At 69.1% G+C, this 24362-nt stretch carries 21 protein-coding genes, 1 tRNA gene and 1 pseudogene; 9 read left to right on the top strand and 14 right to left on the bottom strand.

Features of this window, described 5'->3' with window-relative positions; translation table 11 throughout:
• Positions 1–35 precede the first annotated feature (35 nt).
• Positions 36–614, bottom strand: coding sequence for a type 1 glutamine amidotransferase family protein (locus Q0V34_RS04985; protein ID WP_297508652.1), 579 nt, complete (start codon positions 612–614; stop codon positions 36–38).
• Positions 615–670: 56 nt separating this feature from the next.
• On the opposite strand from Q0V34_RS04985, the gene msrB reads away from it, so the two are divergent.
• From msrB to Q0V34_RS04970, 3 genes are all read left to right on the top strand, one after another.
• On the top strand, positions 671–1150 hold the full coding sequence (msrB, locus tag Q0V34_RS04980; protein ID WP_297508649.1) for a peptide-methionine (R)-S-oxide reductase MsrB: 480 nt from the start codon (positions 671–673) through the stop codon (positions 1148–1150).
• Between the two features lie 93 nt (positions 1151–1243).
• Positions 1244–2284 carry a glutathione S-transferase N-terminal domain-containing protein gene (locus Q0V34_RS04975; RefSeq protein ID WP_297508647.1) on the top strand — a complete coding sequence of 347 codons (1041 nt, stop codon included), beginning with the start codon at positions 1244–1246 and terminating at the stop codon, positions 2282–2284.
• A 101-nt stretch (positions 2285–2385) separates the two neighbouring features.
• A complete protein-coding gene (locus Q0V34_RS04970; protein ID WP_297508644.1) occupies positions 2386–2991 on the top strand; it encodes an alpha/beta hydrolase in 606 nt (201 codons plus the stop codon).
• Between the two features lie 18 nt (positions 2992–3009).
• On the opposite strand, the gene Q0V34_RS04965 is transcribed toward Q0V34_RS04970, so the two are convergent.
• Positions 3010–3094: transfer RNA gene (locus Q0V34_RS04965), tRNA-Leu, on the bottom strand.
• A gap of 81 nt (positions 3095–3175) precedes the next feature.
• Here Q0V34_RS04965 and Q0V34_RS04960 point away from each other — a divergent pair.
• Complete coding sequence (locus tag Q0V34_RS04960) at positions 3176–4174, top strand: P1 family peptidase (protein WP_297508640.1); 999 nt, start codon at positions 3176–3178, stop codon at positions 4172–4174.
• A 21-nt stretch (positions 4175–4195) separates the two neighbouring features.
• On the opposite strand, the gene Q0V34_RS04955 is transcribed toward Q0V34_RS04960, so the two are convergent.
• The 5 genes and pseudogenes from Q0V34_RS04955 to Q0V34_RS04935 all read right to left on the bottom strand — a co-directional run.
• Positions 4196–4708 carry a MarR family winged helix-turn-helix transcriptional regulator gene (locus Q0V34_RS04955; protein ID WP_297508638.1) on the bottom strand — a complete coding sequence of 171 codons (513 nt, stop codon included), beginning with the start codon at positions 4706–4708 and terminating at the stop codon, positions 4196–4198.
• 247 nt (positions 4709–4955) lie between these two features.
• Positions 4956–5762 (bottom strand): hypothetical protein, encoded by an 807-nt coding sequence (locus Q0V34_RS04950; RefSeq protein ID WP_297508635.1) that lies wholly within the window; start codon positions 5760–5762, stop codon positions 4956–4958.
• An 84-nt stretch (positions 5763–5846) separates the two neighbouring features.
• The gene (locus tag Q0V34_RS04945) at positions 5847–6089 is read right to left on the bottom strand and encodes a hypothetical protein (protein ID WP_297508840.1); all 243 of its coding nucleotides are present in this window, start codon (positions 6087–6089) and stop codon (positions 5847–5849) included.
• Positions 6090–6127: 38 nt separating this feature from the next.
• Positions 6128–6376, bottom strand: a complete 249-nt coding sequence (locus Q0V34_RS04940) for a DUF3297 family protein (protein WP_004622132.1) — start codon at positions 6374–6376, stop codon at positions 6128–6130.
• A 104-nt stretch (positions 6377–6480) separates the two neighbouring features.
• Positions 6481–6786: pseudogene (locus Q0V34_RS04935) on the bottom strand (hypothetical protein); the annotation flags it as partial.
• A 280-nt stretch (positions 6787–7066) separates the two neighbouring features.
• Between Q0V34_RS04935 and Q0V34_RS04930 the strand changes: the two are divergent.
• On the top strand, positions 7067–8038 hold the full coding sequence (locus Q0V34_RS04930) for an NAD(P)/FAD-dependent oxidoreductase (protein ID WP_297508632.1): 972 nt from the start codon (positions 7067–7069) through the stop codon (positions 8036–8038).
• On the opposite strand, the gene Q0V34_RS04925 is transcribed toward Q0V34_RS04930, so the two are convergent.
• The 4 genes from Q0V34_RS04925 to Q0V34_RS04910 all read right to left on the bottom strand — a co-directional run bounded on the left by Q0V34_RS04925 (position 7990) and on the right by Q0V34_RS04910 (position 11935).
• Complete coding sequence (locus Q0V34_RS04925) at positions 7990–8622, bottom strand: YdeI family protein (protein WP_297508630.1); 633 nt, start codon at positions 8620–8622, stop codon at positions 7990–7992. The two genes, Q0V34_RS04930 and Q0V34_RS04925, sit on opposite strands and share 49 nt — an antisense overlap.
• A gap of 7 nt (positions 8623–8629) precedes the next feature.
• Positions 8630–9142 (bottom strand): lipocalin family protein, encoded by a 513-nt coding sequence (locus Q0V34_RS04920; protein WP_297508627.1) that lies wholly within the window; start codon positions 9140–9142, stop codon positions 8630–8632.
• Positions 9143–9190: 48 nt separating this feature from the next.
• The gene (locus Q0V34_RS04915; RefSeq protein WP_297508624.1) at positions 9191–10816 is read right to left on the bottom strand and encodes an ABC-F family ATP-binding cassette domain-containing protein; all 1626 of its coding nucleotides are present in this window, start codon (positions 10814–10816) and stop codon (positions 9191–9193) included.
• A 63-nt stretch (positions 10817–10879) separates the two neighbouring features.
• Positions 10880–11935, bottom strand: coding sequence for a tyrosine-protein phosphatase (locus Q0V34_RS04910; protein ID WP_297508621.1), 1056 nt, complete (start codon positions 11933–11935; stop codon positions 10880–10882).
• A 247-nt stretch (positions 11936–12182) separates the two neighbouring features.
• Here Q0V34_RS04910 and kdgD point away from each other — a divergent pair, with 247 nt between their 5' ends.
• The 3 genes from kdgD (at position 12183) to Q0V34_RS04895 (ending at position 15814) form a co-directional block, all read left to right on the top strand.
• The gene (gene kdgD, locus Q0V34_RS04905) at positions 12183–13127 is read left to right on the top strand and encodes a 5-dehydro-4-deoxyglucarate dehydratase (protein ID WP_297508618.1); all 945 of its coding nucleotides are present in this window, start codon (positions 12183–12185) and stop codon (positions 13125–13127) included.
• 154 nt (positions 13128–13281) lie between these two features.
• The gene (locus tag Q0V34_RS04900; RefSeq protein ID WP_297508616.1) at positions 13282–14190 is read left to right on the top strand and encodes a LysR substrate-binding domain-containing protein; all 909 of its coding nucleotides are present in this window, start codon (positions 13282–13284) and stop codon (positions 14188–14190) included.
• 58 nt (positions 14191–14248) lie between these two features.
• Positions 14249–15814, top strand: a complete 1566-nt coding sequence (locus Q0V34_RS04895) for a carboxylesterase/lipase family protein (protein WP_297508613.1) — start codon at positions 14249–14251, stop codon at positions 15812–15814.
• 108 nt (positions 15815–15922) lie between these two features.
• Here the strand turns inward: Q0V34_RS04895 and Q0V34_RS04890 are convergent, their stop codons facing one another.
• Positions 15923–17767, bottom strand: coding sequence for a hypothetical protein (locus tag Q0V34_RS04890; protein ID WP_297508610.1), 1845 nt, complete (start codon positions 17765–17767; stop codon positions 15923–15925).
• Positions 17764–19083 (bottom strand): MFS transporter, encoded by a 1320-nt coding sequence (locus Q0V34_RS04885; RefSeq protein ID WP_297508607.1) that lies wholly within the window; start codon positions 19081–19083, stop codon positions 17764–17766. The genes Q0V34_RS04890 and Q0V34_RS04885 overlap by 4 nt, the downstream gene beginning before the upstream one ends.
• A gap of 367 nt (positions 19084–19450) precedes the next feature.
• Here Q0V34_RS04885 and Q0V34_RS04880 point away from each other — a divergent pair, with 367 nt between their 5' ends.
• Positions 19451–22237 carry a TonB-dependent receptor gene (locus Q0V34_RS04880; RefSeq protein WP_297508604.1) on the top strand — a complete coding sequence of 929 codons (2787 nt, stop codon included), beginning with the start codon at positions 19451–19453 and terminating at the stop codon, positions 22235–22237.
• Positions 22238–22313: 76 nt separating this feature from the next.
• Here the strand turns inward: Q0V34_RS04880 and Q0V34_RS04875 are convergent, their stop codons facing one another.
• Positions 22314–24143: an alpha-L-fucosidase gene (locus Q0V34_RS04875; RefSeq protein ID WP_297508601.1), complete on the bottom strand. Its 1830-nt coding sequence runs from the start codon at positions 24141–24143 to the stop codon at positions 22314–22316.
• Positions 24144–24362: the final 219 nt, after the last annotated feature.

The raw sequence follows: 24362 nt of genomic DNA, 5'->3' as shown, positions 1-24362 counted from the left end.
CGGCATTCGCCGGGAAGATCGGATGAGGAGAGCGCTCACCCCGCCGCGAACTCCCGCGCGAACATCGCCTCGTAGCCGGCGATCAGGTCCTCGGCTTCCGGCGCCGCCAGCCGCGCCACGGCGGCCGCGAAGGTCACCGGGGCCAGGCCCGAGGCGCTGACCAGCTTGCCGTCGGTCACCGCGCGGGGCGTGTCGACATAGTGCTCGGCGCCCGCATAGCCGGGGACGACGCCCGCCAGCCAATCCTTGCCGTTGGACGTGTGGCGGCGCCCCTCGAACAGGCCCGCTTGAGCCAGCGCCGCCGTGCCGCCGCAGATTCCCGCCACCGGCTTGCCATCGGCGAAGGCCTGGCGGAGCAGAGCGCTGACCGCCGGGTTCTCGGCCTGAGCCCAGGCATCGCTGCCGATCAGCAGGAAGAGGTCCGCGTCGCTCAGCACCGGGTCGTCGAAGCGGTAGTCGGCCGCGGCCAGGACGCCGCCCATCGAGGTTTCCGGATCGCCGGTCGGCGTGGCGATCTCGATCTGAACCTTCAGGTGCTCGCGCAGCAGGGCCAGCACGCCGCCGGCCTCCCAATCGGCCCAGCCCGGCTGCAAAAGGACGACGGCGACTGTCATGGCTCTCTCCCGCTGCGCTCTACCAGACGAACGCTCGAGCGCTTACATTGACTCTCATGACAGACACAGCCGCCCTTTCAACCGCCGGATTCGACCTGACCCCGCCGACCGAGGCCGAGCGCGAACGCCTGGAGGCCGATCTGACGGCCGAAGAGGCTCGCGTCCTGCTGCACCACGGGACCGAGGCGCCGTTCTGCGGCGGCTTGCTGGGCGAGAAGAACCCCGGCGTCTATTGCTGCCGCCTGTGCGGCCTGCCGCTGTTCAAGCACGAAACCAAGTTCGAGAGCGGCACCGGCTGGCCCAGCTTCTACGCGCCGTTCGCCGAGGACCACGTGGTCGGCGTGCGCGACACCTCATACGGCATGGTGCGGATCGAGACCCGCTGCGCCCGCTGCGACAGCCATCAGGGCCATGTCTTCCCCGACGGGCCGGCGCCGACGCGGCTGCGCTACTGCATCAATTCGGTGTCGCTGCAATTCGTGAAGGCGAGCGATCCCCTCCCCGACCCGCTGCATCGCGGCGATCGGATCGGCTGACGCCGGTGGATTGACCCAAGGGGCACGATTGACGCGCCCCACATTCCGGCATTCCCTCTGCCAAAAGCGCGCGGACGCCATGGCGGAGGGAACATGTCGGAAGAGGCTTCGCAACCGCTGGCCCTGCTGGGCGCCGCCGGTTCGCCTTACACCCGCAAGATGCTGTCTTTGCTGCGGTTTCGGCGAATTCCACACGCCATCCACTGGGGCAGTCACCGCAACCCGCCGCCGGGCCTGCCCGAGCCGAAGGTCAAGCTGCTGCCGACCTTCTACTTCCCCACGGGCGGCGGGTTAGAGGCCGTCACCGACTCGACGCCGATCATCCGCCGCCTGGAGCGCGAGCACGCCGGGCGCTCGGTGATCCCCGACGATCCGGTCGTTTCGTTCCTCAACGACCTCGTCGAGGACTATGCCGACGAGTGGCTGACCAAGGCCATGTTCCACTTCCGCTGGGCCCACGCGGCGGACATCGAGAACGCCGGACCGATGCTGATCTTCTGGCACGATCCGACCACGCCCTCGGACTTCGCCGAGCTCGCCGCGCGCGAGATCTCCAAGCGGCAGATCGACCGTCTTTATGTCGTGGGCTCCAATCCGGTCACCGCGCCGACGATCGAGGCCAGCTACGCCCGCTTCGTCGACATTCTCGACGCGGTGATCGCGCGGCAAGGCTTCGTGCTCGGCGCGCGGCCGTCGGCCGCCGACTTCGCCATCCAGGGCCAGCTGTCGCAGCTGGCGATCATCGAGCCGACCTCGGCGGCGATCACGGTCCAGCGCTCGCGGCGGGTGCGGGCCTGGCTGGACCGGGTCGAGGACCTCTCCGGCCTGGAGCCCGACGCGGCCGGATGGGCCTCGCGCGCCGATCTGGCCGAAACGCTGCGGCCGCTGCTGGCCGAGATCGGCCGGGTCTATGCGCCGTTCCTGCGCGCCAACGCCAAGGCCGCCATGGCGCAGGCTCCGACGGTGGAGGCCGAGATCGACGGGCGCCCCTGGACCCAGCCGACCTTCCCCTACCAGGCCAAGTGCCTGGCGGCGCTGCGACAGACCCGCGAGGCCCTGTCTTCCGCCGACCAGGGCGCTCTCGACGCGCTTCTGGCGGACACGGGCTGCGAGATCCTGTTCGATCCGCTGTGACCGCCCCCAGCTTTCCTGAAATCCTACTCAGCCGATATGAATTGAGCGCGCGCCGCTGGAGGCGCTAACTGCCGCGACTGGCGATGACCCTGGCGCGTAAGATGACCCTCCATATTCGCGATCCCGAAACGTGGCGTGGCGCTCCGGCGAGCCCGCCCATCCTGATCATTCCCGGGCTCTACAATTCCGGGCCGGATCACTGGCAGAGCCATTGGGAGCGCTCGCTGCCCGGCGCCGAGCGCGTCGACCAGCAGGACTGGGAGCGGCCGCTGCTCGGCGACTGGACGATCAGCCTGGCCGAAGCGGTGCGCCGGCGGCCCGGCGCGATCCTGGTGGCGCATAGTCTCGGCTGCGCCCTGGTCGCCCACTTCGCCCGGGTGACCGGCGGACGCGGCGTCGGCGGAGCCATGCTGGTCGCCCCGGCCGACGTCAATCGCGAAGGGCCGGCGGGCCGCTTGCTGGTCGGCTTCTCGCCGATCCCCCGCGAGCGCCTGCCCTTCCCCAGCCTGGTCGTGGCCAGCCGCGACGATCCCTATGTCGAGATCGAGCGCGCCGAAGCCTTCGCGCGCGGCTGGGGCTCCGACTTCGTGGATCTGGGCCGCGCGGGCCATATCAATGTGGCCTCGGGGCATGGCCCGTGGCCGGGCGGGCGCGTCCTGCTGACGCGGCTGATCCGCAAGGTCGCGGGCGCCGAGGCGCGCGCCTGACCGCCATCGATAAGAGTTTGGTGCGGGCGGTCGGGGTCGAACCGACACTCCTTTCGGAACCGGATTTTGAGTCCGGCGCGTCTACCAGTTTCACCACGCCCGCGTGCTTCGCGTCTCGCGAAGGGCCGCCTTCGTAGCAGGCGTGAGCGGGTCGGTCTAGCATCGGCGCGAACGGAGATTCCCGATGCTCAGACCTGGTCCCCGCAACCTGATCACCGACGTACCGGGCCTGCGGGTGGGCTGTGTCGAGGACGAGGCCGTCCGCACCGGCGTGACCGTCGTCGTCTGTCCCGAGGCCTGGACCGCGGCCGTCGACGTGCGCGGCGGCGGGCCGGCCGTGCGGGAAACCGACACCCTGAGGCCTGAGAACAGCTTCTCCAAGGCGCACGCGATCTGCTTCTCGGGCGGCTCGGTGTTCGGCCTGGGGGCCGCCGACGGCGCGGCGATCGCGCTGTCGGCCCGCGACCACGGCCTGCGCATCACGGCGGGGACGCCGGCGATTCCGATCGTCCCCGCCGCCGCCCTCCACGACCTGGCCAATGGCGGCGACAAGGCCTGGGGTCTCGAACCGCCCTACCGCGCGCTGGGCATGAAGTCCGTCGCGGCGGCCAGCGAGGATTTCCGCCTGGGCGCGGTCGGCGCCGGACGCGGGGCGATGGCCGGCGTTCACAAGGGCGGTCTGGGCTCGGCCTCGATCGACCTGGGCGGCGGCCTGATCGTCGGCGCGCTGGTGGCGGCCAATCCGGTCGGAACGCCCTACATGGTCGACGGCGAGACCTTCTGGGCTTGGCCCTACGAGATCGACGGCGAGTTCGGCGGGCGGAGGCCAGGCGATCTTCCGCCGGCGGTCGAGCCCTTGCCCGACGACTCGAAATTAGGCGCGCGGCTGAAGGCGGGGGCCAATACGACCCTCGCTCTCGTGGCGACCACCGCGGACCTCAGCACGGCCGAGGCGCGGCGCATGGCGATGATGGCCCACGACGGCATGGCGCGGGCGGTGCGGCCAGCCCACACGCCGTTCGACGGCGATGTGGTCTTCGCCCTGGCCTCGGGCGCGGCGCCGCTGGGCCCCGATCCGATGCGGGCTGTGCTGCGGACGAAGATCGGCGCGGCGGCGGCCGACTGCCTGGCGCGGGCGATCGCGCGGGCGGTTTACGAAGCGGCTAGGACGCATGAGGCGTAAAGGCCTGCCCAACCCCGTTCATCAGACCGGCGGACTGATCGTCTCGCCGCCGGTAAGCTGGATGGCGGCGGTCTCGAGGTGGCTGAGCAGGCGCTTGAACATAGCCACTTCGCTGGGGGCCAGGCCCGCCAGCAGGGTCGCCTCGTAGGCCAGGGCCAGCGGCGCGATCTCGGCGAACAGCCGGCGACCGGCGGCGGTCAGCTCAAGCGTATGCGACCGGCGGTCTGAGCGGACCGTGGTGCGCGCCACCAGCCGGCGCACGACCAGCTCCTGGGCCGCCCGGCTGACCCGGACCTTATCCATGGCGGTGCGCGTCACCGCGGCGTGCGGCGTCAGAGCCCCCTCCGCCAGCACCGACATCAGCCGCCATTGCGGTATGGTCAGGCCGAAGCGGTCCTCGTAGGCGCGGGCGATCAGCCGGCTGACCGCCGCCGAGGCCGTGGCCAGGCGATAAGGGACGTAGTCGACGAGGCTGACGCCCGGCTCGGGCGCGTCGGCGGCGCCAGACGTGATCGGAGAGACCGTCGCGGTCATGCCCTTCCTTTCGTCCTCCCAGGCGCGGCCGCCATTCGGAGGAGCGGCCTTTCGCCAATCCGCTTCGCGCGTCGGGCTTGGCGTTGGCCCGATGCGCGTTCCTGGTGTGGCCCGCCGCCGCGCGTCGCTCAACGCCGGCCGGAGATCACGCCGCCGAAGACGGACTTTCGCACGCCGCTTGGGCAGAGAATAGCCGTCCCGCCTTCCTGAACGGCGTTCTCATGCCCCGAGGCCCGGAATCCTCGGATCAATCGCGTTCCGAGACGCTGATCTTCAGCTTGGGAAGCGGCTTGGTCTCGGTCAGGACACGGTGGCAGTCCTGGATCTCGCGCAGGCAGTTGGGACGGTTCCAGAAGTCCGAGAAATCGGCGACAGCCAGGCGCAGCAGCTGCATGAACTCCTTGTGGTCCAGCACCTTCGGCGCCTCTTCCTTGTGGGCGTCGTGGTCGTCGTGATCGTGGTGGTGGTCGTCCGGCTTCTTGTCCGAAGTCGGGGCGTTGGCGAAGACCACCGTCTGCGGGCCCACGATGGTGACGTTCCGGGTCAGCAGGCCGATGTCGGGGCCCTGGCCCTTCGAATCGCCATGTCCGTCGTGGCCACCGTGACCCTTGTCATGGTCGCCGTGGCCCTTGTCCTTGGCCTTGCCGTGATCCTTGTCATGGCCGTGCTTGCCGGTCTTGGCGTGGTCGTCCTTCTTTTCCTCGGGCGGCTCGCCCTTGAGGGCCTTGTTCAGTTGCTCGAACGCCTTGAGGCAGGGTCCGCCGAACGCCATCACCGGACCGATGCGCAGGCGCACCTCGTCGATAAGCTCCTGAGCCTTGACCACCAGTTCGCCCGAGTGGGCGCTGCTGGCGGCCACGCACTTGGCCTTGATGGCGTCGTGGATGATCTTGGGCGTATCGCTGGCCTTCTCGCCCTTGTCGGTGCGCCCCGTCAGGCGGCCGGCGAAAAAGGCCAAGCCCGCGATCGCCAGGCCGGCCAGGATCAGCAGGAAGATCAGCGTCGGGTCGAAGACCGGAACCGGCTGCTCCACCGGAAATTCAGACTGGTACACCCGAAGCTCTCCCCCACGCGGCGCGCCGCCGATGACGCGCCCTATGGTTAACGCAACAGCGTTATGGATGCACGGCCAAGGTGGTCACACCGGGCGAGAAATGATGCTGGAGGCGCGGGCGCCCTGGTCATACCGCGACGGGCCGCCATAGACGGCGACCTCGCAGAGGATGTCTCCGTCGCGCTCGGCGGCCCAGATATAGCTTCGCTCGACCTCGACATAGCGGCCGGCGGGCGAGATCCCCTCGAACGTGTCGCCCCAGGGGACGATTCCCTTCAGGTCGCGCCAGGTCAGGGTCATGGCGCGGGCGAGCTCGTCCCGCGCCATGGCTTCGAGGTCAGGATCGCTGGCCGACGCCGACACCGTCAGGCTTCGGCGTCGTCGCGGAAATAGGGCTCGACCTCGCCCTGCAGCTTGATGGTCATCGGATTGCCCTTGCGGTCCAGGGTCTTGCCGGCCGCGACCCGCACCCATTTCTCGCTGACGCAGTACTCCTCGACATTGGTCTTCTCGACGCCCTTGAAGCGGATGCCGATGCCGCGCTCCAGCAGGGCCGCGTCGTAATAGGGGCTGTCGGGGTTGACGGAGAGGCGGTCGGGAGGCGTGTCGCTCATGGTCTTTCGGCTTTCGTCTGGGCTGCGCGCCCGGTGTCCTGGCCGGGGGTGATAGCCACGAAACGCCGAAAGTCCAAATCCGGCGCGCCGCCCTTCCGCGCCGCTCAGTCCTGATCGTCGTCCTTGACCGGGTCGGCCGCCGAGACTGTCCCGTCCTTGTTGGTGTCGTGATGCATGAACATCCGCCAGCCGGAATAGTCGAACTCGGCCTTGGTGATCGCGCCGCTCTTGTCGCTGTCGAGCACGCCGAAGCGGACCTCCGCCTGGCGCATCTGGCGCACGCGCTCCTCGGCCTTGTCGGACGCGGGATCCTTGGAGGCGGCCAGACGGGCTTCGAGACGGGCCTTGAAGTCGCCGACATATTCGTCGTGCGAAAGGACGCCATCCTTGTTGGCGTCCATCCGGGCGAATTCGGCGGCGCCTCGGGCGCCTGGGCGCCGAGATTGGTCTGGGCGTGCGCCATCGTCGCGGCCGAGGCGGCCAACACGGTGACCGGGGCGAACTTCATGATCCTGTACCTTCCTTGGGTGAGCGGCCGCGCCGACCCGCCGCTAACGCGTCAGGAGATCGGGGGCTGCGTTCGGCGAGACCGGCGGCGGTGAAAACCTGGCCTCGGCAACCGTGACGACCGCGCGGAGTTTGCTGACGGCGCCACGCCTTGTCGAGCGCGGTCGAAGCCAGGGAGCCGTCATGGAGCGCTACGAGGCGATCATCGTCGGGGCCGGACCGGCCGGCCTGACCGCCGCCACCTATCTGGGTCGCTTCCGACGGCGGGTGCTGATCCTGGACGGCGGCCGGTCCCGCGCCGCCTGGATCCCGCGCAGCCACAACACGCCGGGCTTCGCCAGCGGTGTCGGCGGCCCCGAACTGCTGCGTAACATGGGCGAGCAGGCCTGTCGTTATGGCGCCGAGCGTCGCGCGGGGCTCGCCGAGACCCTGAGCCGAACGGAGGACGGCTTCGCGCTGCGCGTGGTCGACGCCGGCGGCCGGGCCGCCGAGCTCTCCGCGCCCTTCGTGCTGCTGGCGACCGGCGTGATCGACAGGCTGCCAGCCCTCCAGAACCTCGAGGCCGCCATCGCGGCGGCGCGGGTGCGCATGTGCCCGATCTGCGACGCCTATGAGGCCATCGACCAGAAGATCGCGGTGCTGGGCGACGATGATCTTGGCGCGCGCGAGGCGGCGTTCCTGACCACCTACTCCAAGGACGTGACCCTGCTGCATCTGGGCCAGCCCTCGGCGCTTCGCGATCCGGCGGCGCTGGCGGAGCGCGGGATCGAGGTCCTGCCCGTGTCGATCGGCCAGCTCGCCGTCGACGTCGACGGCGTCTCCGTCGCCCTGGCCGACGGCGAGACGCGCGCGTTCGACTGCCTCTACCTGGCCCTGGGCTGCGAGATGCGCAGCCGTCTGGCGGTGCGCTGGGGCGCCGAGCATGACCCCGCCGGCAATCTGATCGTCGACGCGCACCAGCGGACCTCGATCGACGGGCTCTACGCGGCCGGGGACGTCGTGCGCGGTCTCAACCAGATCGCCGTCGCGGCGGCCGAGGCGGCCATCGCCGCCACGGACATCCACAATCGGCTGCGCGCGCTGGACGACGCGGAGAAGCCGCGCGCTCAAACCTCCGCGCCTTCGCCCGGCTTGGCCATGACCCGTTTCGGCTGACGGGGCTGGTTGGCGCGCAGGCCCAGCGCGGCCTGGCTGACGGTCTCGGCGATACGCCGCGCGCGCGTCTCGGGCGCGCGGGCGGCCGCGATCCATTCCAGGATGGCGCGCCGCGCCGACGGCGGAAAGCCCTCGAAGGCGGCCTTCGCCTGGGCGTCGGCGCGCAGGGCTTCGACCAAGTCGGCGGGCGCGACCAGGGTCTCGACCGCGTCCAGCCGCTGCCAACTGCCGTCGGCCTTGGCCGCTTCGATCTTGGCCAGGCCGGGCGGCGCCATGCGCCCCTCGGCCAGCAGGCGCTCCACCCGCTCGCGATTGAGCTTGGACCAGCCGCTTCCGGCCTTGCGCGGCGAGAGCAGACGCATGCTGCGCTCCGCGTCGAGCCGCCGAGGCTGGCTGTCGATCCAGCCGAAGCACAGGGCCTCCTCGACGATGGCGTCGTACGGCACGTAACGCTCGCGGTCGGCGATCTTCCAGGTGACCAGCCAGACGCTGTCGGCGCGGGCGTGATTGGCTTCCAGCCAGTCGCGCAGCCCTTGGCGGCTGGTGATCTCGACCCGCTCGAACGCCTCGCCGCTCGCGGTCATCGGAAGCCTACCGGCTCTCGCCCACCGCCGGGAACTCCAGCGCGCCGGCATAGCCCAGACGCCGGGCCCGCGCCTCCAGATCGTCCAGGCGCGCCTTGGACGGCGCGGTCCGGGTGTAGAGGAAGATCTTCTTGAGCTTGGGGTCGGCGGCGATGAACCACTGACCGTCCGGATCGCGCTCCAGCACGTCGTAGCGCCAGGTGATGAAGGGCGCGTAGTTGACCCGCAGCCGGCGATTGACGCCGGGGTCCTCGATCGTCCCGCGCCCCGAGATCGCCCGGCGCTTGCCGTCGACCCCGCCCTGGCGGCAGTCGTCGACCACCGCCACGTGGGTCGCGTCCTTCAGGTCATAGCGGGTGGTCCCGGCCACGCAGCCCTTGGTGATGCCCATCGGCGTGCGCCCGACCTCGAGCCAGACGCCCGAATAGTGAGCCGCCGCGTCGATCGGCTGGGCCTGCCGCGCCTGGGCGCCGGTGGCCAACGTCAGGGCCGAAAGTCCGATCAGCAGGTGAGCGCGCATGATGTGATCCTCCGCCCGGGATACGGCCCCCGGCGGCGATCGGACGCGCTAGCCTGGATGCAGGCCAGGCGCTTCTTGCCCTGTGCGGGCGACATATTCGGTATAGCCGCCGCCGTACTGGTGGACGCCCTCGGGCGTGATCTCCAGCACCCGGTTCGACAGCGCCGCCAGGAAGTGGCGGTCGTGCGAGACGAACAGCATGGTGCCCTCGAAGTCGGCCAGGGACGCCACCAGCATCTCCTTGGTCGCCATGTCGAGGTGGTTGGTCGGCTCGTCCAGCACCAGCAGATTGGGCGGATCGAACAGCATCTTGGCCATGACCAGCCGCGCCTTCTCGCCGCCCGACAGCACGCGGCAGGGCTTTTCGACGTCGTCGCCCGAGAAGCCGAAGCAGCCGGCCAGGGTCCGCAGCGCGCCTTGGCCCGCCTGGGGGAACGAGCGCTCCATCGACTCGAAGATGGTCTCCTCGCCGTCCAAGAGGTCCATCGAGTGCTGGGCGAAATAGCCCATCTTCACGCTGGCCCCGATATTGACCGCGCCCTGGTCGGGCTTGGCGTCGCCGGCCACCAGCTTCAGCAGGGTCGACTTGCCCGCGCCGTTGGCCCCCAGCACGCACCAGCGCTCCTTGCGCCGCACCAGAAAGTCGAAGTCCTGATAGATCGGCCGCGCGCCATAGCCCTTGTGCACCCCGCGCAGGCTGATCACGTCCTCGCCCGAGCGGGGCGGACTCTGGAATTCGAACTGCACCGTCTGGCGCCGCCGCGGCGGCTCGACGCGCTCGATCTTGTCGAGCTTTTTCACCCGGCTCTGCACCTGGGCGGCGTGCGAGGCGCGCGCCTTGAACTTCTCGATGAACTTGATCTCCTTGGCCAGCATCGCCTGCTGGCGCTCGTACTGCGCCTGGCGCTGGGCCTCGCTGAGCGCCCGCTGCTGGTCGTAGAAGTCAAGGTCGCCGGAATAGGTGATCAGCTGGCCGGCGTCGATCTCGACCACCTTGCCGATGATCCGGTTCATGAAGGCGCGGTCGTGCGAGGTCATCAGCAGCGCGCCGTCGTAGTTCTTCAGGAAGGCTTCCAGCCAGATCAGGCTTTCCAGGTCCAGGTGGTTGCTGGGTTCGTCCAGCAACATGGCGTCGGGGCGCATCAGGAGGATGCGGGCTAGGGCCACGCGCATCTTCCAGCCGCCGGACAGCAGGCCGACGTCGCCGTCCATCCGCTCCTGGCTGAAGCTCAGGCCCGCCAGCACCTCGCGGGCGCGGGCCTCCAGGGCGTAGCCGTCCAGCTCCTGGAAGCGCTCCAGCACCTCGCCATAGCGCTCCATGACGGCGTCCAGCTGGTCGGCCTGGTCGGGATCGACCATGGCGGCTTCCAGCTGGGCCATCTCGGCGGCCAAGGCGCTGACCGGGCCGACGCCGTCCATCACCGCGGCGACGGCGCTCTGGCCCGACATCTCGCCGACGTCCTGGCTGAAATAGCCGATCCGCGTGCCGGGATCGATCGCGACGATCCCGTCGTCCGGCGGCTCCTGCCCCGTGATCATGCGGAACAGGGTCGTCTTGCCGGCGCCGTTCGGGCCGACCAAGCCGACCTTCTCCCCCTTCTGCACGCCCATCGAGGCTTCGATGAACAGCAGTTGGTGGCCGTTCTGCTTGGAGATGTTGTCGAGGCGGATCATGGGGCGGCTAGCTAGCGCGCCCGAAGGCGGAGCGCCAGCCTCGCAGCCAGCGCCCGACCTTGTTCACGCCAGATACGCCTTCCGCAGCAGGGCGATCTTGGCGTCGGTCATGCCGTAGCGGGCCTTCACCAGGGCCTCGGGACCGCCGAACTTCTTGTCGACCGCCGCCAGCGCCCGGCGCATGACCTCGGGATCGGCGCCCATGATCACCCGCAGCACTTCGGGCGGCAGACGGGACATCGCCTGCATCTGCTGTGTCGTGACGCTGTTGGACGCGCCGCTCTGGGCCAGCTTGGCGTAGTAGGACGGCGGCGTGTAGAGCTCGGTCAGGCCGTAGTCCTCCAGCACCGTCGCGCGCGGCACGCCCAGCACCGAGAGGATCAGCGCCGCGGCCATGCCCGTGCGGTCCTTGCCGGCGCTGCAGTTGAAGGCCAGCGGACCCTGGTTGGCCACCAGGCGCGCGAACATGTCGGTGTAGTGCGGGGTCAGCACGTCCAGGAACCCGACATAGGCGTCGGCGAAGCCCTGGATCGCCTCCTCACGGGTCTTCATGGCCATCAGGCCGGCCATGGAGGCGCCCATGTCGTAGTCGGTGGCCACGACCTTGGGGCCGGGCGTCTTCAGGAACGGGCTGGGCTCGCTGGCCCGCTCGCGCGGATCGCGGAAGTCGCAGATCGCCACAATGCCCAGCGTCTTCAGATATTCGAGGTCCGCCAGGGTCAGGCCCGACATCACGCCGGAGCGATAGATCTTGCCCCACTTGACCTGACGGCCATCGGCGACGCGCCAGCCGCCCAGGTCGCGGAAATTGCGGCCGCCTTCCAGCGGCAGCAGCCGTTCGGCCACGCGGGTCTCCCGACCGTCGACCGCCTTGACCAGGAAGTACGGACGCGGCGTGACCGGCGCGGCGACCTCGGTCGAGGTCCCCGTCGCCTTGGCCAGCGCGCGCATGGCCGGATCGGCCGAGACCCGCACCGAGACGGCGTCGGCGCCGGTCCAGTCCAGGCGAACCTTGCCCGGCGCGGCGCGGGCGGCCTTGGCGTCCAGCGCCGTCGCGGCGCGGGCGGCGGGCGCCAGCGCCAAGGCGCCGGCGGCCGCGAGGAAGAGACGACGATCCATGTTCACGATCCCCCTGCTCGGAGCTTCACTCTGATGTCCCAGACTTGTCAGTTTGCGGGACCAAAGCGACAGGCGCGTGTCGGCGCCGCCGCCGCGACGCGCCCGCCCAAGGTTCCATCGAAACAATTCCCGCATCGGTCCATAGCGCCTTTGGCTTAGACCGCGCTTCAGGCCGTCTCTACCGTGACGATCAAGAAGCGGCCCCTCGGGAACGACCCGACGGCGGTCGCCGCTCGGAGAGGATTTCATGAGCCGCATGTCGCCGACGGAAATGGCCCACCAGCTCGGCGGCGGCCTGCTGTCGTTTCCCGTCACCCATTTCGACGCCGACCATCGGTTCCAGGAAGGTCCGTATCGCGAGCACTGCGGCTGGATGCTGCAACGCGACCTGGCGGGCCTGTTCGCCGCCGGGGGCACCGGCGAGTTCTTCTCCCTGCGCCCCGAGGAAGTCGGCCAGGTGGTCCGCGCCGCCGTCGCCGAGACCGCCGGCAAGATCCCGGTCATCGCCGGCTGCGGCTATGGCACGGCCATCGCCACGGACCTGGCCGCCGACGCCGAGGCGGCGGGGGCCGACGGCGTGCTGCTGCTGCCGCCCTATCTGACCAACGCCACCCAGGAGGGCCTGGCCGCCCACATCGAGGCGGTCTGCAAGGCCACCAGGCTGGGCGTCATCGTCTACAACCGCGACAACGCCATCCTGAACGAGGACACGCTGGCGCGGCTCTGCGAGCGCAATCCGAACCTCGTCGGCTTCAAGGACGGGGTCGGCGATCTGGAGCTGATGATGCGGGTCTATGCCCGCATGGGCGATCGCCTGACCTATATCGGCGGCCTTCCGACGGCCGAGACCTTCGCCCTGCCCTATCTGGAAATGGGCGTGACGACCTATTCCTCGGCGATCTTCAACTTCCTGCCGGAATGGGCGCTGGACTTCTACAAGGCCGTCCGCGCCCGCGACCGCGACACGGTCATGGCCGGGCTGCGCGAGTTCGTGCTGCCCTATATCGCCCTGCGCAATCGCGGCCGGGGCTATGCCGTCTCGATCGTCAAGGCGGGCATGCGCGCCGTCGGCCGCGACGCCGGCCCGGTCCGCGCGCCGCTGACCGAGCTGACGCCCGACGAGTTCGACGAGCTGCGGCGACTGATCGCCCGCGTCAGCGCGGTCGACACGCCCCGCGCCGCCAACGGCTGAGCGACGGCGGCGGCTATGCGTTCCACGCATCGACGGGCGCGCTGAGCTTCGCATGAACGCCTTCACGCCCCTGTCCGCCGACAAGACGCTGGCGAGCGGCGCGAAGGAGCGTCTAGCTTCACGCCTCCGGCATGTTGTCGATGGGCGCTTTCCGATGTTCGAACTCAGCCAGCTCCGCTGTTTCGTGGCCACGGCCGAGGAACTGCATTTCGGCCGCGCGGCGCAGCGACTGAACATGACCCAGCCCCCGCTGAGCCGGCAGGTGCAACTGCTGGAACGGATCCTGGGCGTGACCCTGCTGGACCGCACCAGCCGCTCGGTGCGCCTGACCCCGGCCGGCCGCGCCTTCCTGCTGGAGGCGCGCCGGATCCTGCGCCTGGCCGAGAGCGCGGCCCTGGCCACCCGCCGCATCGCCAGCGGCGAGGCCGGCCAGATCGCCATCGGCTTCACCGCCGCGTCCGGCTACAACTTCCTGCCCCGGCTGGTGATCCTGTCCAAGGCCCGCCTGCCCAACGCCGACCTGACCTTGCGCGAGATGGTGACGCGCGAGCAGGTGGAGGCGCTGCTGACCGGCCGGATCGACATCGGCCTGGTCCGCCCGCCGATGGAGCGCGTGGAGTTCGCCACCGCGCGGGTCGTGTCCGAGCCCCTGGTCGCGGCCCTGCCGACCGGCGACGCGCGCCTCTCCAAGGCGTCGCTGACCCTGGCCGATTTCGACGGCCAGCCCCTGATCATGTATTCGCCCGAGGGCGCGGGCTATTTCTACAACATGCTGACGACCCTGTTCGACGCCCACGGCGTGGCCCCGAACTACGTGCAGCACGTCACCCAAATCCACTCGATGCTGGCCCTGGTGCACGCCGGCCTGGGCGCGGCGATCGTGCCCGAGGCGGCCACCAGCCTGCACTTCGACGACGTGCAGTTCCGTCCCGTCGAGACCACGCCCCACCGTCCCGTCGAGCTCTACATGGCCTGGCGCAAGGACAACGAGAGCCCGATCCTGCAGACCTTCATCGACCTTTGCCTGGCCGAGGCCTCGCCGACGGAGCCGGGCGAGCGCTGACGCGCGCCGCCTCTCCCCGGAGGACCGAGACCCAACGACAAGTCCTGGGAGAGACCCCATGCCCCTCGATCGCCGCGCTGTGCTGGCCGGAACCGCCGCCTTGGCCGCGAGCCCCAGGGTCAACGCCGCCGGGCGCGCCGCGCCGGTGGCGAGCACCCTGGCCGGTCGGGTGCGCGGCGCCGAGCTCGATGGGATCAAGGTGTTCAAGGGCGTGCGCTACGGCGCCGACACCTCCTCGCGCCGCTTCCAGCCGGCGGAAGCCGCCCAGCCGTGGAAGGGCGTCGTCGACGCTCTCGCCTACGGCCCGGCCAGCCCGCAGTTGAAGGCCGACGAGCCGACCAGCGAGGACTGCCTGTTCCTGAATGTCTGGACGCCGGGACTGGCGGACGGCAAGCCACGGCCGGTGATGTTCTACGTCCACGGCGGCGCGCACGCCAACGGCTCCGGATCCAGCCCGCTCTATGACGGGACCTGGCTGGCCAAGACCCAGGACGTGGTCGTGGTGACGGTCAACCACCGCCTCAACGCCTTCGGCTATGCCTATCTGGCGCGGCTGGGCGGGCCGGAGCTGGCCGACAGCGGCAATGTCGGCAATCTCGACCTGATCCTGGCCCTGCGATGGGTGCGGGACAACATCGCCGCGTTCGGCGGCGACCCCGGCAATGTGATGATCTTCGGCCAGTCCGGCGGCGGGGCCAAGTGCGTGACCCTGATGGCCATGCCGCGCGCGGCGGGGCTCTACCACAAGGTCGCGACGATGAGCGGCCAGCACGTCACCGCCATGGGCCCGATCCACGCCACGATCCGCGCCCGCGCCTTCATGGAAAAGCTGGGCCTGAAGCCCGACCAGACCGAAGCGCTGAAGACTCTACCCGCCGGCCAGCTGGTCGAGGCGCTGAAGATGCGCGATCCGCTGGAGCGCAAGGGCGGGATCGTCTTCTGGTCGGTCGTCGACCACGGCGTTCTGGCGCGCCATCCCTTCTATCCCGACGCGCCGCGCGAGAGCGGCCATATCCCGATGATCATCGGCAACACCCACGACGAGACCAAGGCCTTCCTGGGCGGCGATCCCAAGAACTTCGCCCTGACCTGGGACGAGTTGCCCGCCAGGCTGGAGCCGGAGCTGGTGCTGGACGTCGCGCCCGAGCGCGTCATCGCGCGCTACCGGCAGCTCTATCCGAACTACAGCCCGTCGGACGTGTTCTTCGCCGCCACCACGGCGGGCCGGTCTTGGCCGGGCCACCTGATCCAGGCCGAAAGGCGGGCGGCGATCGGCGCGCCGGCCTGGATGTATCAGCTGGACTTCGGGGCCCAGACCGATCCGAGGATGGGCGCCTATCACGGCTACGACATCGCCCTGGTGTTCGGCACGCTGGACGCCAAGGGCTCGATGACCGGAACCAGCGCGGCGGCGCGCAAGGTCAGCGGCCTGATGAGCGACGCCTTCGTCAATTTCGCGCGGACCGGCGATCCCAACGGCCCGACCGTCCCGGCCTGGGAGAAGTACGTTCCGCCGCGCCGCCCGACCCTGGTGATCGACGAGACCTCCCGCATGGTCGACGATCCCCGCAAGGAGGAACGCGAGCTGTTCTCGGTCGCGCCGTTCTTGAAGGAAGGGACCTAGCGGTAACCTCGCCCTTCGACAGTCTTAGGGTGAGGTTTCCTACTGAACGGCCTCGAAAGTCGTCCTCACCCTGCGCCTGTCGAAGGGCGAGGACGGACCAATGCGCTGTCAGGGTCTGTCCCACGGGAAGGTCACGGTCGGCGCGTTGGCGTGGCGCTTCATCTTCAGGGTCAGCCGCGCCCCCGCCCCCGGCGCCAGGCGCACGGTGTAGGCCGAGGCGTCGACCGGCGCCGCGGCCCCCTCGCCGATCGCCGCGCTCAGGATCTGGTGCTCGGCATAGGCGCCGCCCTGCACGGTCACCAGACGGGCCGAGACCTGGTTGGTGTTGACCAGGTTCACCACGGTCTCGTCGTCCGTCAGCTTCTCGACCAGCGCCGCGACGTCGGGCGGAATGCCGGCCCGTCGGCGCGCGGGATCGAACCAGCGCAGGCGCGCGTAATGCGGCGCGCCGCCCTGGGCCGGCGACGTCGAGGACCACGGCGGCCGGGCGATCTGGATGCCGCCCTCCATCAGGTGGATGAGGGTCGTGACCGTGGCCGGATTGATGTCCAGGGCCGCGTCGGCCAGGCGGGTGTCCGGCGTCGTCTTGTCGTCGCGTTGGGCCTGAGCGCGGGCGCGAACCCGCTCCAGATCGGCCCGCAGCGCCTTGGCCGGAAAGCCGGGATCCTTGCCGTCCAGATAGGTCAGCCATGGATGCTCGGCCGCCAGGGCCCGGTCCGAGGCCTTCATCGACATGTACCAGATCTCCAGGCCGTTCAGCCGATAGGGACCGGGCGCGTAGCCGTACCAGCCCTTGGGGCCGTACATGCGCGGGGTCGCCAGCTTGCCGTCGACCGTCCTGGCCTGGGCGTTGATCACCGCGTTCTGGCGCCGCCAGACGTCGAGATACTTGTCGTCGCCGGTCAGCAGATAGGCGTTGAGGAAGCCGACCACGGCGCGCGGCACGCGGTTGCGGTCCTCGCGCTTGCCGGTCTGCGGAACCAGCGGCGAGAAGCCCCAGCCATAGGTTCCGCTCCACCACTGGCCCTTGGGGCCGCCGATCTTGCCGTCCAGGCCGATCTTGCTGGGCAGCACGCCGCCATTGGCCTTGGCGCGCGCGATCCAGGCGTCGACATACGAGACGATCCAGTCGCGATACTTCGGCTCGTGGTCCAGCATGTAGGCGTTGAGGACTAGGCTGGTGGCCTGCAGGTTCAGCGGCGCGTCGCCGACGACATCGCCGTATTCGTCATAGTGATGCAGCGTCTCCTCGTAGGTCCGCTCGCCGTGCTCCATGAAGAAGTTGGTCGGGTCGAACCGGTCGCCGGCCCAGTCCAGCGGCGTCGCCCGGCGCAGCATCGGACCCCGGCTGCCGGTGATCATGCTGCGGATGATCCTCAGCTTGGGATCATAGTTGGCGACCGACTTGTCCTCGCCCGTATAGAAGCCCGAGAACCGCTTGACCCGATCGCGGTACTTGGCGTCGTAGGGGGCCGACAGGGCCAGCAGGTTGAAGACCGACAGCCCCTCGGACAGGTGCTGCCAGTCGGTCATCACCGGGAATTCGCGGTAGTACATGCCCTCGCGGGCGAACGGCACGTCCTGGGTGCGCGCGGCCGTGTACTGGGCGACATTGCCGTCGAAGGCCTTCTTGGCGAGAGCCAGGATCTGGTCGCCGGCGCCCAGGGCGTGCAGGGTCGGCCAGTCGTTGACGTTCTCGATGGCGTCGTCGGGGCCGTCGTTGGCGCCCCACCGCTCGACGGCGCGCAGCCAGCCGCGGTCGTCGAAATAGCGGGCGAAGAAGGCCAGGCAGGCCTCCTCGTTGGCTTTCAGAAGCTCGCGTTGCAGCAGCGCCCAGTCGGGCGGCGCCATCGGGGTCGTGATCTCGGCGACCGGCGCGGCGGCGGCCGGGCGGGCCGCGGCGGCGAAGACCAGGGCCGAGGCGCCGGCCAGGATCGAGCGTCGCGTCGTCATGCCGCCGCCTCCAGGTCCAGGCGCTGGATTTTCCCGACCACCAGGAAATAGGCCAGGATGGTGATCAGGCAGTGGACCCCCACGAAGATCAGGGCTCCGTCGAACGAGCCGGTGGCCTTGACGATGTAGCCGATGACGATCGGGGTCACGATGCCGGCGATGTTGCCGAAGGTGTTGAACACGCCGCCGGTGACGCCCGCCATCTGCTTGGGCGAGACGTCGGACACCACCGCCCAGCCCAGCGACGCCACGCCCTTGCCGAAGAAGGCCAGGGCCATGACCGTCACCACCAGCCATTCCTGCTCGATCCAGACGCAGGCGATGATGCAGGTCGCCAGCAGCATGCCCAGCAGCAGCGGGGTCTTGCGGGCGATGTCGAGCGAGCCGGTGCGCTTGAGCAGCACGTCCGAGATCACTCCGCCGAACACCCCGCCGACGAAGCCGCACAGCGCGGGGGCGGCGGCGGTGAAGCCCGCCTGCATGATCGACATGCCGCGCGCCTTGACCAGATAGATCGGAAACCAGGTGACGAAGAAATAGGTCAGCACATTGATGCAGTATTGGCCGAGATAGATCCCCAGCAGCATGCGGCTGGCCAGCACCCGGCGGACATTGGGCCAGGTGAAGGCCGCGCCGTTGGAGGCCGAGGCGTCCTCCATCCGCACCAGGCCGCCACCGGCCTCGATGTGCTCGAACTCGGCCTTGTTGATCCAGGGGTGGGTGGTCGGGCTGTGCACCAGCCGCGCGAAGACGACCGCCGCCACGAGGCCGATCGCGCCCATCACCCAGAACACCGAGCGCCAGCCGAACACGTGGGCCAGCCAGCCCATCAGCGGCGCGAAGGCGACCAGCGAGAAATACTGGGCCGAGTTGAAGATCGCCGAGGCCGTGCCGCGCTCGGCGCCAGGGAACCAGGCCGCCACGATCCGAGCGTTGGCGGGGAAAGACGGCGACTCGCCCAGGCCCACGGCGAAGCGCAGCGCGAACAGCACGCTGGCCGCCATCAGTCCGGTGAAGAAACCGGCGAAGCCCTGCAGCGCGGTGAACAGCGACCAGACCACCAGCGAGATCAGATAGATCGTCTTGGAGCCGAACCGGTCCAGCAGCGCGCCGCCGGGCACCTGGCCGATCACATAGGCCCAGGCGAAGGCCGACAGGATGTAGCCCATGGCCACCGGGTCCAGGCCCAGCGCCTTGGAGGCCGACTGCCCCGCGATCGAGAACGTCGCTCGATCGGCGTAATTGATCGTGGTGACGACGAAGAGGACCGCGATGATCAGCCACCGCACCCGCGTGCGCCTGGTGGTGTCGGTCATACGCTTCCCTTCCCAAGGAGCCGATCTGTCGTCGGCGTTCGTCATCCGTGACGCTAGAGGGGTCGACGCCGGCCGTCTAAGTCAATTCGCCTATGGACCGATCCATGGGCGGCATTGATGGCGACTGTTTTAGTATCGACAGGCGTCTCTTCCTCGCCTCCCCCCGCCGAGGTCATGCGCTTTCGCCGCCGATTCTGTGGTTCCGGCGCGCTTTACGCGCCGATCCGTGCCGAACGCGCATTGGTTCATACCCGATTGAGATTGGCCCTCGACAACAAGCCGTTCCTATCTTGAGGCCAAGCAAGAAGGGGCTTCGGTCGCCTTCGCCACGAACGAGACCCGACGAATGCGGGCCATGGGAGGGAACATGACCAACAACCGCGAACGCGCCGCGCGCGCCGTCCTGGCGCTGAGCGCCTCGACCCTGGCGCTGGGCCTGGCCACGGCCGCGGCCGCGCAGACCGCCGCGCCGAAGGCCGAGGACACCGTCGAGGCCGTCGTCGTCACCGGCTTCCGCGCCAGCCTGCAGAGCGCGATGAACCTCAAGCGCAACGAGAGCGGCGTGGTCGACGCGATCAAGGCCGAGGACATCGCCCAGTTCCCCGACCTGAACCTGGCCGAGTCCCTGCAGCGCATTCCGGGCGTGTCGATCTCGCGCATCAATGGCGAGGGCCGCCAGATCACCGTGCGCGGCCTCGGCTCGGAATATACCCGCGTGCGCATCAACGGCATGGAGGCGATCTCCACGACCGGCGGCACCGCCAACAGCGGCGGCACCAATCGCGGGCGCGGCTTCGACTTCAACGTCTTCGCCTCGGATCTCTTCAACAGCATCGCCGTGCGCAAGACCGCCTCGGCCGATGTCGAGGAAGGCTCGCTGGGCGCGACGGTCGACCTGAACACCTCGCGCGCCTTCGACAGCCGCAAGCCGCAGCTCGTGCTGTCGGCCGGCGCCAGCTACAATGACCTGTCCGAGAAAACCACGCCGCGCCTGTCGGCCCTGGCCAGCCGCACCTTCTTCGATGGCAAGCTGGGCATGCTGCTGTCGGCGGCCTACGAAGAGCGCCATCTGAAGGAAGAAGGCGCCAACATCACCCGCTGGGCTGTGGGCGGCAGCAACGGCGGCTTCAACGCCGCCTCGACGGTGCCGGGCTACACGATCGCCCAGATCAACAGCACCAACGCCGCGACCGGCATCTTCGCCCCGCGCATCCCGGCCTATGTCAGCTACGACATCAAGAACAGGCGCACGGGCCTGGCCGGCTCGATCCAGTTCAAGCCGGACTCCGACACCGAGATCAATCTCGACATGCTGTACGCCTATCTGGCGGGCGTGCGGAAGGAAGCCCAGCTGCAGGCCATCGGCCTGTCGCGCGCCACCACCGGCAAGCCCGAGACGATCATCCGCGACGGCGTCGTGGTCGGCAACGACCTGGTCTATGCGCGCATGGACAACGTCGATCTGCGCACCCAGTCGGCCTATGACGAGCTGAACACCGAATTCAAGCAGACCACCCTGTCGGCCAAGCGCCACTTCGGCTCGCGCCTGGAGGTCGGCGCTCTGATGGGCTTCGCGGACTCGACCTTCACCCAGCCCAAGTCGACCATCATCACCTTCGACCGGGCCAACAGCCAGAACTACAGCTACGACTTCCGCAAGGGCCGCGCGCCGCAGATCCTGCTGGGCTTCGACCCGACCGATCCGGCCAATTGGTCGGCGATCAACGGCACGTCGGAAGTGCGCATCCGTCCGACCTTCGTCGAGAACCAGTTCTCGACCGCCAAGGTCTATGGCGAGTGGGAGGCCAACGCCAACCTCAAGCTCAAGGGCGGCGTGGACTGGCGCAAGTTCGAGTACGACAGCTACGGCCTCTACCGCACCAGCGAGACGGTGAGCCAGACCCTGACCCCGGCCCAGCTGGCCTCGGTGTCGAAGGTGTTCAGCGGCTTTGGCAAGAACCTCAACCTGCCGACCGGCAACGCCACGGCCTGGCTGGTCCCGGACATCGACAAGTACGACGCCCTGCTGAACATCTACAGCAACACCGGCATCTACGCCCTGACCGGCACCAACAACAGCTCCGCGCGCGGTCAGTACGGCGCGGTCGAGGAGCAGGACACCGGCCTCTACGTCCAGGCCGACTATCGCTTCGAGGCGTTCGGCGTTCCGTTCCGGGGCGACGCGGGCGTGCGCCGGGTTCACACCCGCCAGCAGTCCGCCGGCTACGCCGCGGTCGGCGGCTCGGTCCAGCGGGTCGAGGTCAAACGCGACTACGACCTGACCCTGCCGTCGTTCAACCTGGCGGCAGACGTCACCGACACCTTCGTGGCCCGCTTCAGCGCCGCCAAGACCATCGCCCGTCCGGGCATCGGGTCGCTGTCCCCCGGCGGCGACGTCGCGGTCCAGGGCGCCAACCGCAGCTTCAGCTCCGGCAACCCCTATCTGAACCCGACCCACTCCAAGAACATCGACGTGTCACTGGAGTGGTATCCGCGCACCGGCGCCATGATCGCCGCCGGCTTCTTCTACAAGAAGATCGACACCTTCGTGGCGACCCAGAGCGAGCAGCGGGTCTACAACACCCTGGGCCTGCCGGACTCGCTGATCGCCGGCACCTCGGCGACGCCGGACATGGTGTTCCAGGTCTCCAAGCCGGTGAACACCAAGGGCGGAAACCTCAAGGGCTTCGAGCTGAACGTCCAGCAGCCGCTGACCTTCCTGCCCGGCTGGCTCAGCCACTTCGGCGTCATCGCCAACTACACCTATGTGGCGTCCAAGATCGAATATCCGACCTCGTCGGCGGCCGGCGCGCCGGTGGTGATCAACGACCTGATCGGCCTGTCCAAGAACGCCGCCAACGCCACGCTGTACTACGAGACCCCGACGTGGAGCGTGCGCGGCTCGCTGGCCTATCGCGCCGGCTATCTGACCCAGGTTCCGGGCAGCGACGGCAACACCGTCCAGGGCACCAACGAGACCCTGAACGTCGACATGCAGGCCAGCTGGAACATCCGCGAGAACCTGAAGCTGACCGTCGAGGGGGTGAACCTGACCGACGAGTTCAACGACCAATATGTCGGCGATAGCAACCGCCTGAACGTCTACACCCACAGCGGCCGTCAGTTCATCGTCGGCCTGCGCTACAACTTCTAGGCTCGCTTAACCTCCTCCCGCCTAGATCGACGCCGCCCTCTCCTTCCGAGGGCGGCGTTTTTCTTGTCCGGGATGGTCAGGGCGCGGTGCGGGGCGTCAGCGTCAGGCCGCGCAAGCGCATTTGCGTCCAACCTTCGCCGACGGGGCGGATCTCCAACCGGTTCTCGCCGGCGCCGAGATCAAGCTCGCCAAGGCGAACATCGACGAAGCGGTCGAGGCCTCCGGTCGCCGCGACCTTGGCCTCGACGCCGGCCGTCGCGTCGCCGCGCTTCAGGGCAAGCGTCTGGCCCTCGACCGCCGCCGCCACGCGGGCCGAGACGGTGTAGCGGCCGGCGGCGGGCAGGGTGAACGCATAGGCGACGACCGCGCCGGGTTTCGACAGCTGGACAAAGGCCGACTCCGCCTCGCCGCGTACCTCGCCCACGGTCTTCGACGGCGCCGTCAGGTCCGCCTCGGAGGGCGGCAGGCCAACGACCCCGGCCTTGTCCGGTCGCGGCAGGACCCGCTCGACCCGGGGCTTGGCGCGATAGTCGAGACGGATCACCGAGGCGTCCGCGTCGGGCGCCGCCTTGGGCAGCGTCAGGACGACGCCGTCGCCGCCGGGCCGGGCGACGACCTTGTCGCCGGCCCCCAGGATCCGCGCGCTCCGGGGCGTATCCTTCAGGCCCGGAACCCGCAGCACGCCGTCCGCGGGCCAGTCGAAGACGTGGAGATAGACGCTCGTCGATCCGTCGGCGTTCACCCGCGTGGTCGAGCGCCCCCAAGGCAGGCTTCGGAACAGCGACGCGCGCGTGTCGTAGATCGCCTCGCCATTGACCTTCATCCAGCGGCCGATGGCCTTCAGGCGCTCGATCGACGGTTCGGGGATGCGCCCCTCGGCGTCCGGTCCGACATTGAGCAGGAAGTTGCCGCCCTTGGACGCGACATCCGAGAGCTTGCGGATCAGGTCCCGGCTCGATTTCCAGTGCTCGTCCGCCGCCTTGAAGCCCCAGGTGTCGTTCATCGTCATGCAGACCTCGAAATCGTAGTCGAGGCCGGTGCCGGGGATGTACTGCTCGGGGGTCGTCATGTCGCCCCGCTCGCCAGAGCCCAAACGATCATTGCTGATCATCATCGGATTCTGGTCGAGGAACGGCTGGAACCTGGCGACCCGTTCGGGGGTCATGTCGCGCGGCGTGTCCCACCAGATGATGTCCGGATGGTACTTGCCGATGATCTCTCGGACCTGCGGGACGGCGACCTTGTCGAGATAGGCGTCGAAGTCGCCCGTCTGGGCCGGATCCCAGTCGCCGCCCCGGTTCTTGGCCCCGCCCGGATTCACCCAGTCCTGAGCCTGGGAATAGTAGGCGCCGAAGCGGAGGCCGCGGGCGCGCACGGCCTTGGCCAGCGGGCCGATCAGGTCCTTGCCGTAGGGCGAGGCCTTGACCACGTTCCAGTCGCTGGCGGCGGAGTCGAACAGCGCGAAGCCGTCATGATGCTTGTGCGTGATCACGACGTACTTCATGCCCGCCTCCTGGGCCAGGCTGGCCCAGGCCTCGGGGTCGTAACCGGTCGGGTTGAACCGAGCGGCGAAGCCCTTGTACTCGGCGACCGGGATCCTGCCGTTCAGCATGATCCACTCGCCGATGCTGGGCACGGCCTTGCCGTTGTAGACGCCGGCGGGCACGGCGTAGACGCCCCAGTGGATGAACATCCCGAAGCGGGCCTTGCGCCACCAGGCCATCCGCGCCTCGCGGGCCGCGTCGCGCGCGGTGGGAACGCGTTCGGCCGCCGCCGGCGCGTTGGCTGGCGCCGCGCGGACCGGGACCGAACACAACAGCGCCAGGGCCAGACCCGCAACGATCCGCCGCGTGGCGACGGAATCGCGTCGCTGAACCGTTCCAGACTGGTGCGTCGACCCGCTCATGTCGCGCTCCTCCCCGTTGTTGCGGCGAGCACAGCGCGAAGTTGGAGACTGGTCAAGTCTATCGCGCGAGAATCCCGACCAGTTCAACGTGTTCGGTTCCCCAAGCTCCGCGCGCGCCTTACTGATGAAACGCGAATAGGCCCACAAAGGCGGGATTTTGCGATTTTCCAGTTGCGACGACCGATCTGGACATACATGTTCCGCGAAAATCAGGGATTT

The sequence above is a fragment of the uncultured Caulobacter sp. genome (assembly GCF_947036865.1).
In the GTDB taxonomy this organism is placed as follows: Bacteria; Pseudomonadota; Alphaproteobacteria; order Caulobacterales; family Caulobacteraceae; genus Caulobacter.
This window is presented reverse-complemented; position numbering and strand designations above follow the sequence as displayed.

Excerpts from the sequence above, each read along its gene's own strand:
- msrB (WP_297508649.1), top strand. The coding sequence starts at position 671 with ATGACAGACACAGCCGCCCTTTCAACCGCCGGATTCGACCTGACCCCG.
- Q0V34_RS04945 (WP_297508840.1), bottom strand. The coding sequence starts at position 6,089 with ATGGCGCGGGACGAGCTCGCCCGCGCCATGACCCTGACCTGGCGCGAC.
- Q0V34_RS04900 (WP_297508616.1), top strand. The coding sequence starts at position 13,282 with ATGTTCGAACTCAGCCAGCTCCGCTGTTTCGTGGCCACGGCCGAGGAA.
- Q0V34_RS04890 (WP_297508610.1), bottom strand. The coding sequence starts at position 17,767 with ATGACGACGCGACGCTCGATCCTGGCCGGCGCCTCGGCCCTGGTCTTC.
- Q0V34_RS04940 (WP_004622132.1), bottom strand. The coding sequence starts at position 6,376 with ATGAGCGACACGCCTCCCGACCGCCTCTCCGTCAACCCCGACAGCCCC.
- Q0V34_RS04895 (WP_297508613.1), top strand. The coding sequence starts at position 14,249 with ATGCCCCTCGATCGCCGCGCTGTGCTGGCCGGAACCGCCGCCTTGGCC.
- Q0V34_RS04985 (WP_297508652.1), bottom strand. The coding sequence starts at position 614 with ATGACAGTCGCCGTCGTCCTTTTGCAGCCGGGCTGGGCCGATTGGGAG.
- Q0V34_RS04885 (WP_297508607.1), bottom strand. The coding sequence starts at position 19,083 with ATGACCGACACCACCAGGCGCACGCGGGTGCGGTGGCTGATCATCGCG.
- kdgD (WP_297508618.1), top strand. The coding sequence starts at position 12,183 with ATGAGCCGCATGTCGCCGACGGAAATGGCCCACCAGCTCGGCGGCGGC.
- Q0V34_RS04930 (WP_297508632.1), top strand. The coding sequence starts at position 7,067 with ATGGAGCGCTACGAGGCGATCATCGTCGGGGCCGGACCGGCCGGCCTG.
- Q0V34_RS04880 (WP_297508604.1), top strand. The coding sequence starts at position 19,451 with ATGACCAACAACCGCGAACGCGCCGCGCGCGCCGTCCTGGCGCTGAGC.
- Q0V34_RS04970 (WP_297508644.1), top strand. The coding sequence starts at position 2,386 with ATGACCCTCCATATTCGCGATCCCGAAACGTGGCGTGGCGCTCCGGCG.
- Q0V34_RS04975 (WP_297508647.1), top strand. The coding sequence starts at position 1,244 with ATGTCGGAAGAGGCTTCGCAACCGCTGGCCCTGCTGGGCGCCGCCGGT.
- Q0V34_RS04920 (WP_297508627.1), bottom strand. The coding sequence starts at position 9,142 with ATGCGCGCTCACCTGCTGATCGGACTTTCGGCCCTGACGTTGGCCACC.
- Q0V34_RS04915 (WP_297508624.1), bottom strand. The coding sequence starts at position 10,816 with ATGATCCGCCTCGACAACATCTCCAAGCAGAACGGCCACCAACTGCTG.
- Q0V34_RS04875 (WP_297508601.1), bottom strand. The coding sequence starts at position 24,143 with ATGAGCGGGTCGACGCACCAGTCTGGAACGGTTCAGCGACGCGATTCC.
- Q0V34_RS04925 (WP_297508630.1), bottom strand. The coding sequence starts at position 8,622 with ATGACCGCGAGCGGCGAGGCGTTCGAGCGGGTCGAGATCACCAGCCGC.
- Q0V34_RS04955 (WP_297508638.1), bottom strand. The coding sequence starts at position 4,708 with ATGACCGCGACGGTCTCTCCGATCACGTCTGGCGCCGCCGACGCGCCC.
- Q0V34_RS04960 (WP_297508640.1), top strand. The coding sequence starts at position 3,176 with ATGCTCAGACCTGGTCCCCGCAACCTGATCACCGACGTACCGGGCCTG.
- Q0V34_RS04910 (WP_297508621.1), bottom strand. The coding sequence starts at position 11,935 with ATGGATCGTCGTCTCTTCCTCGCGGCCGCCGGCGCCTTGGCGCTGGCG.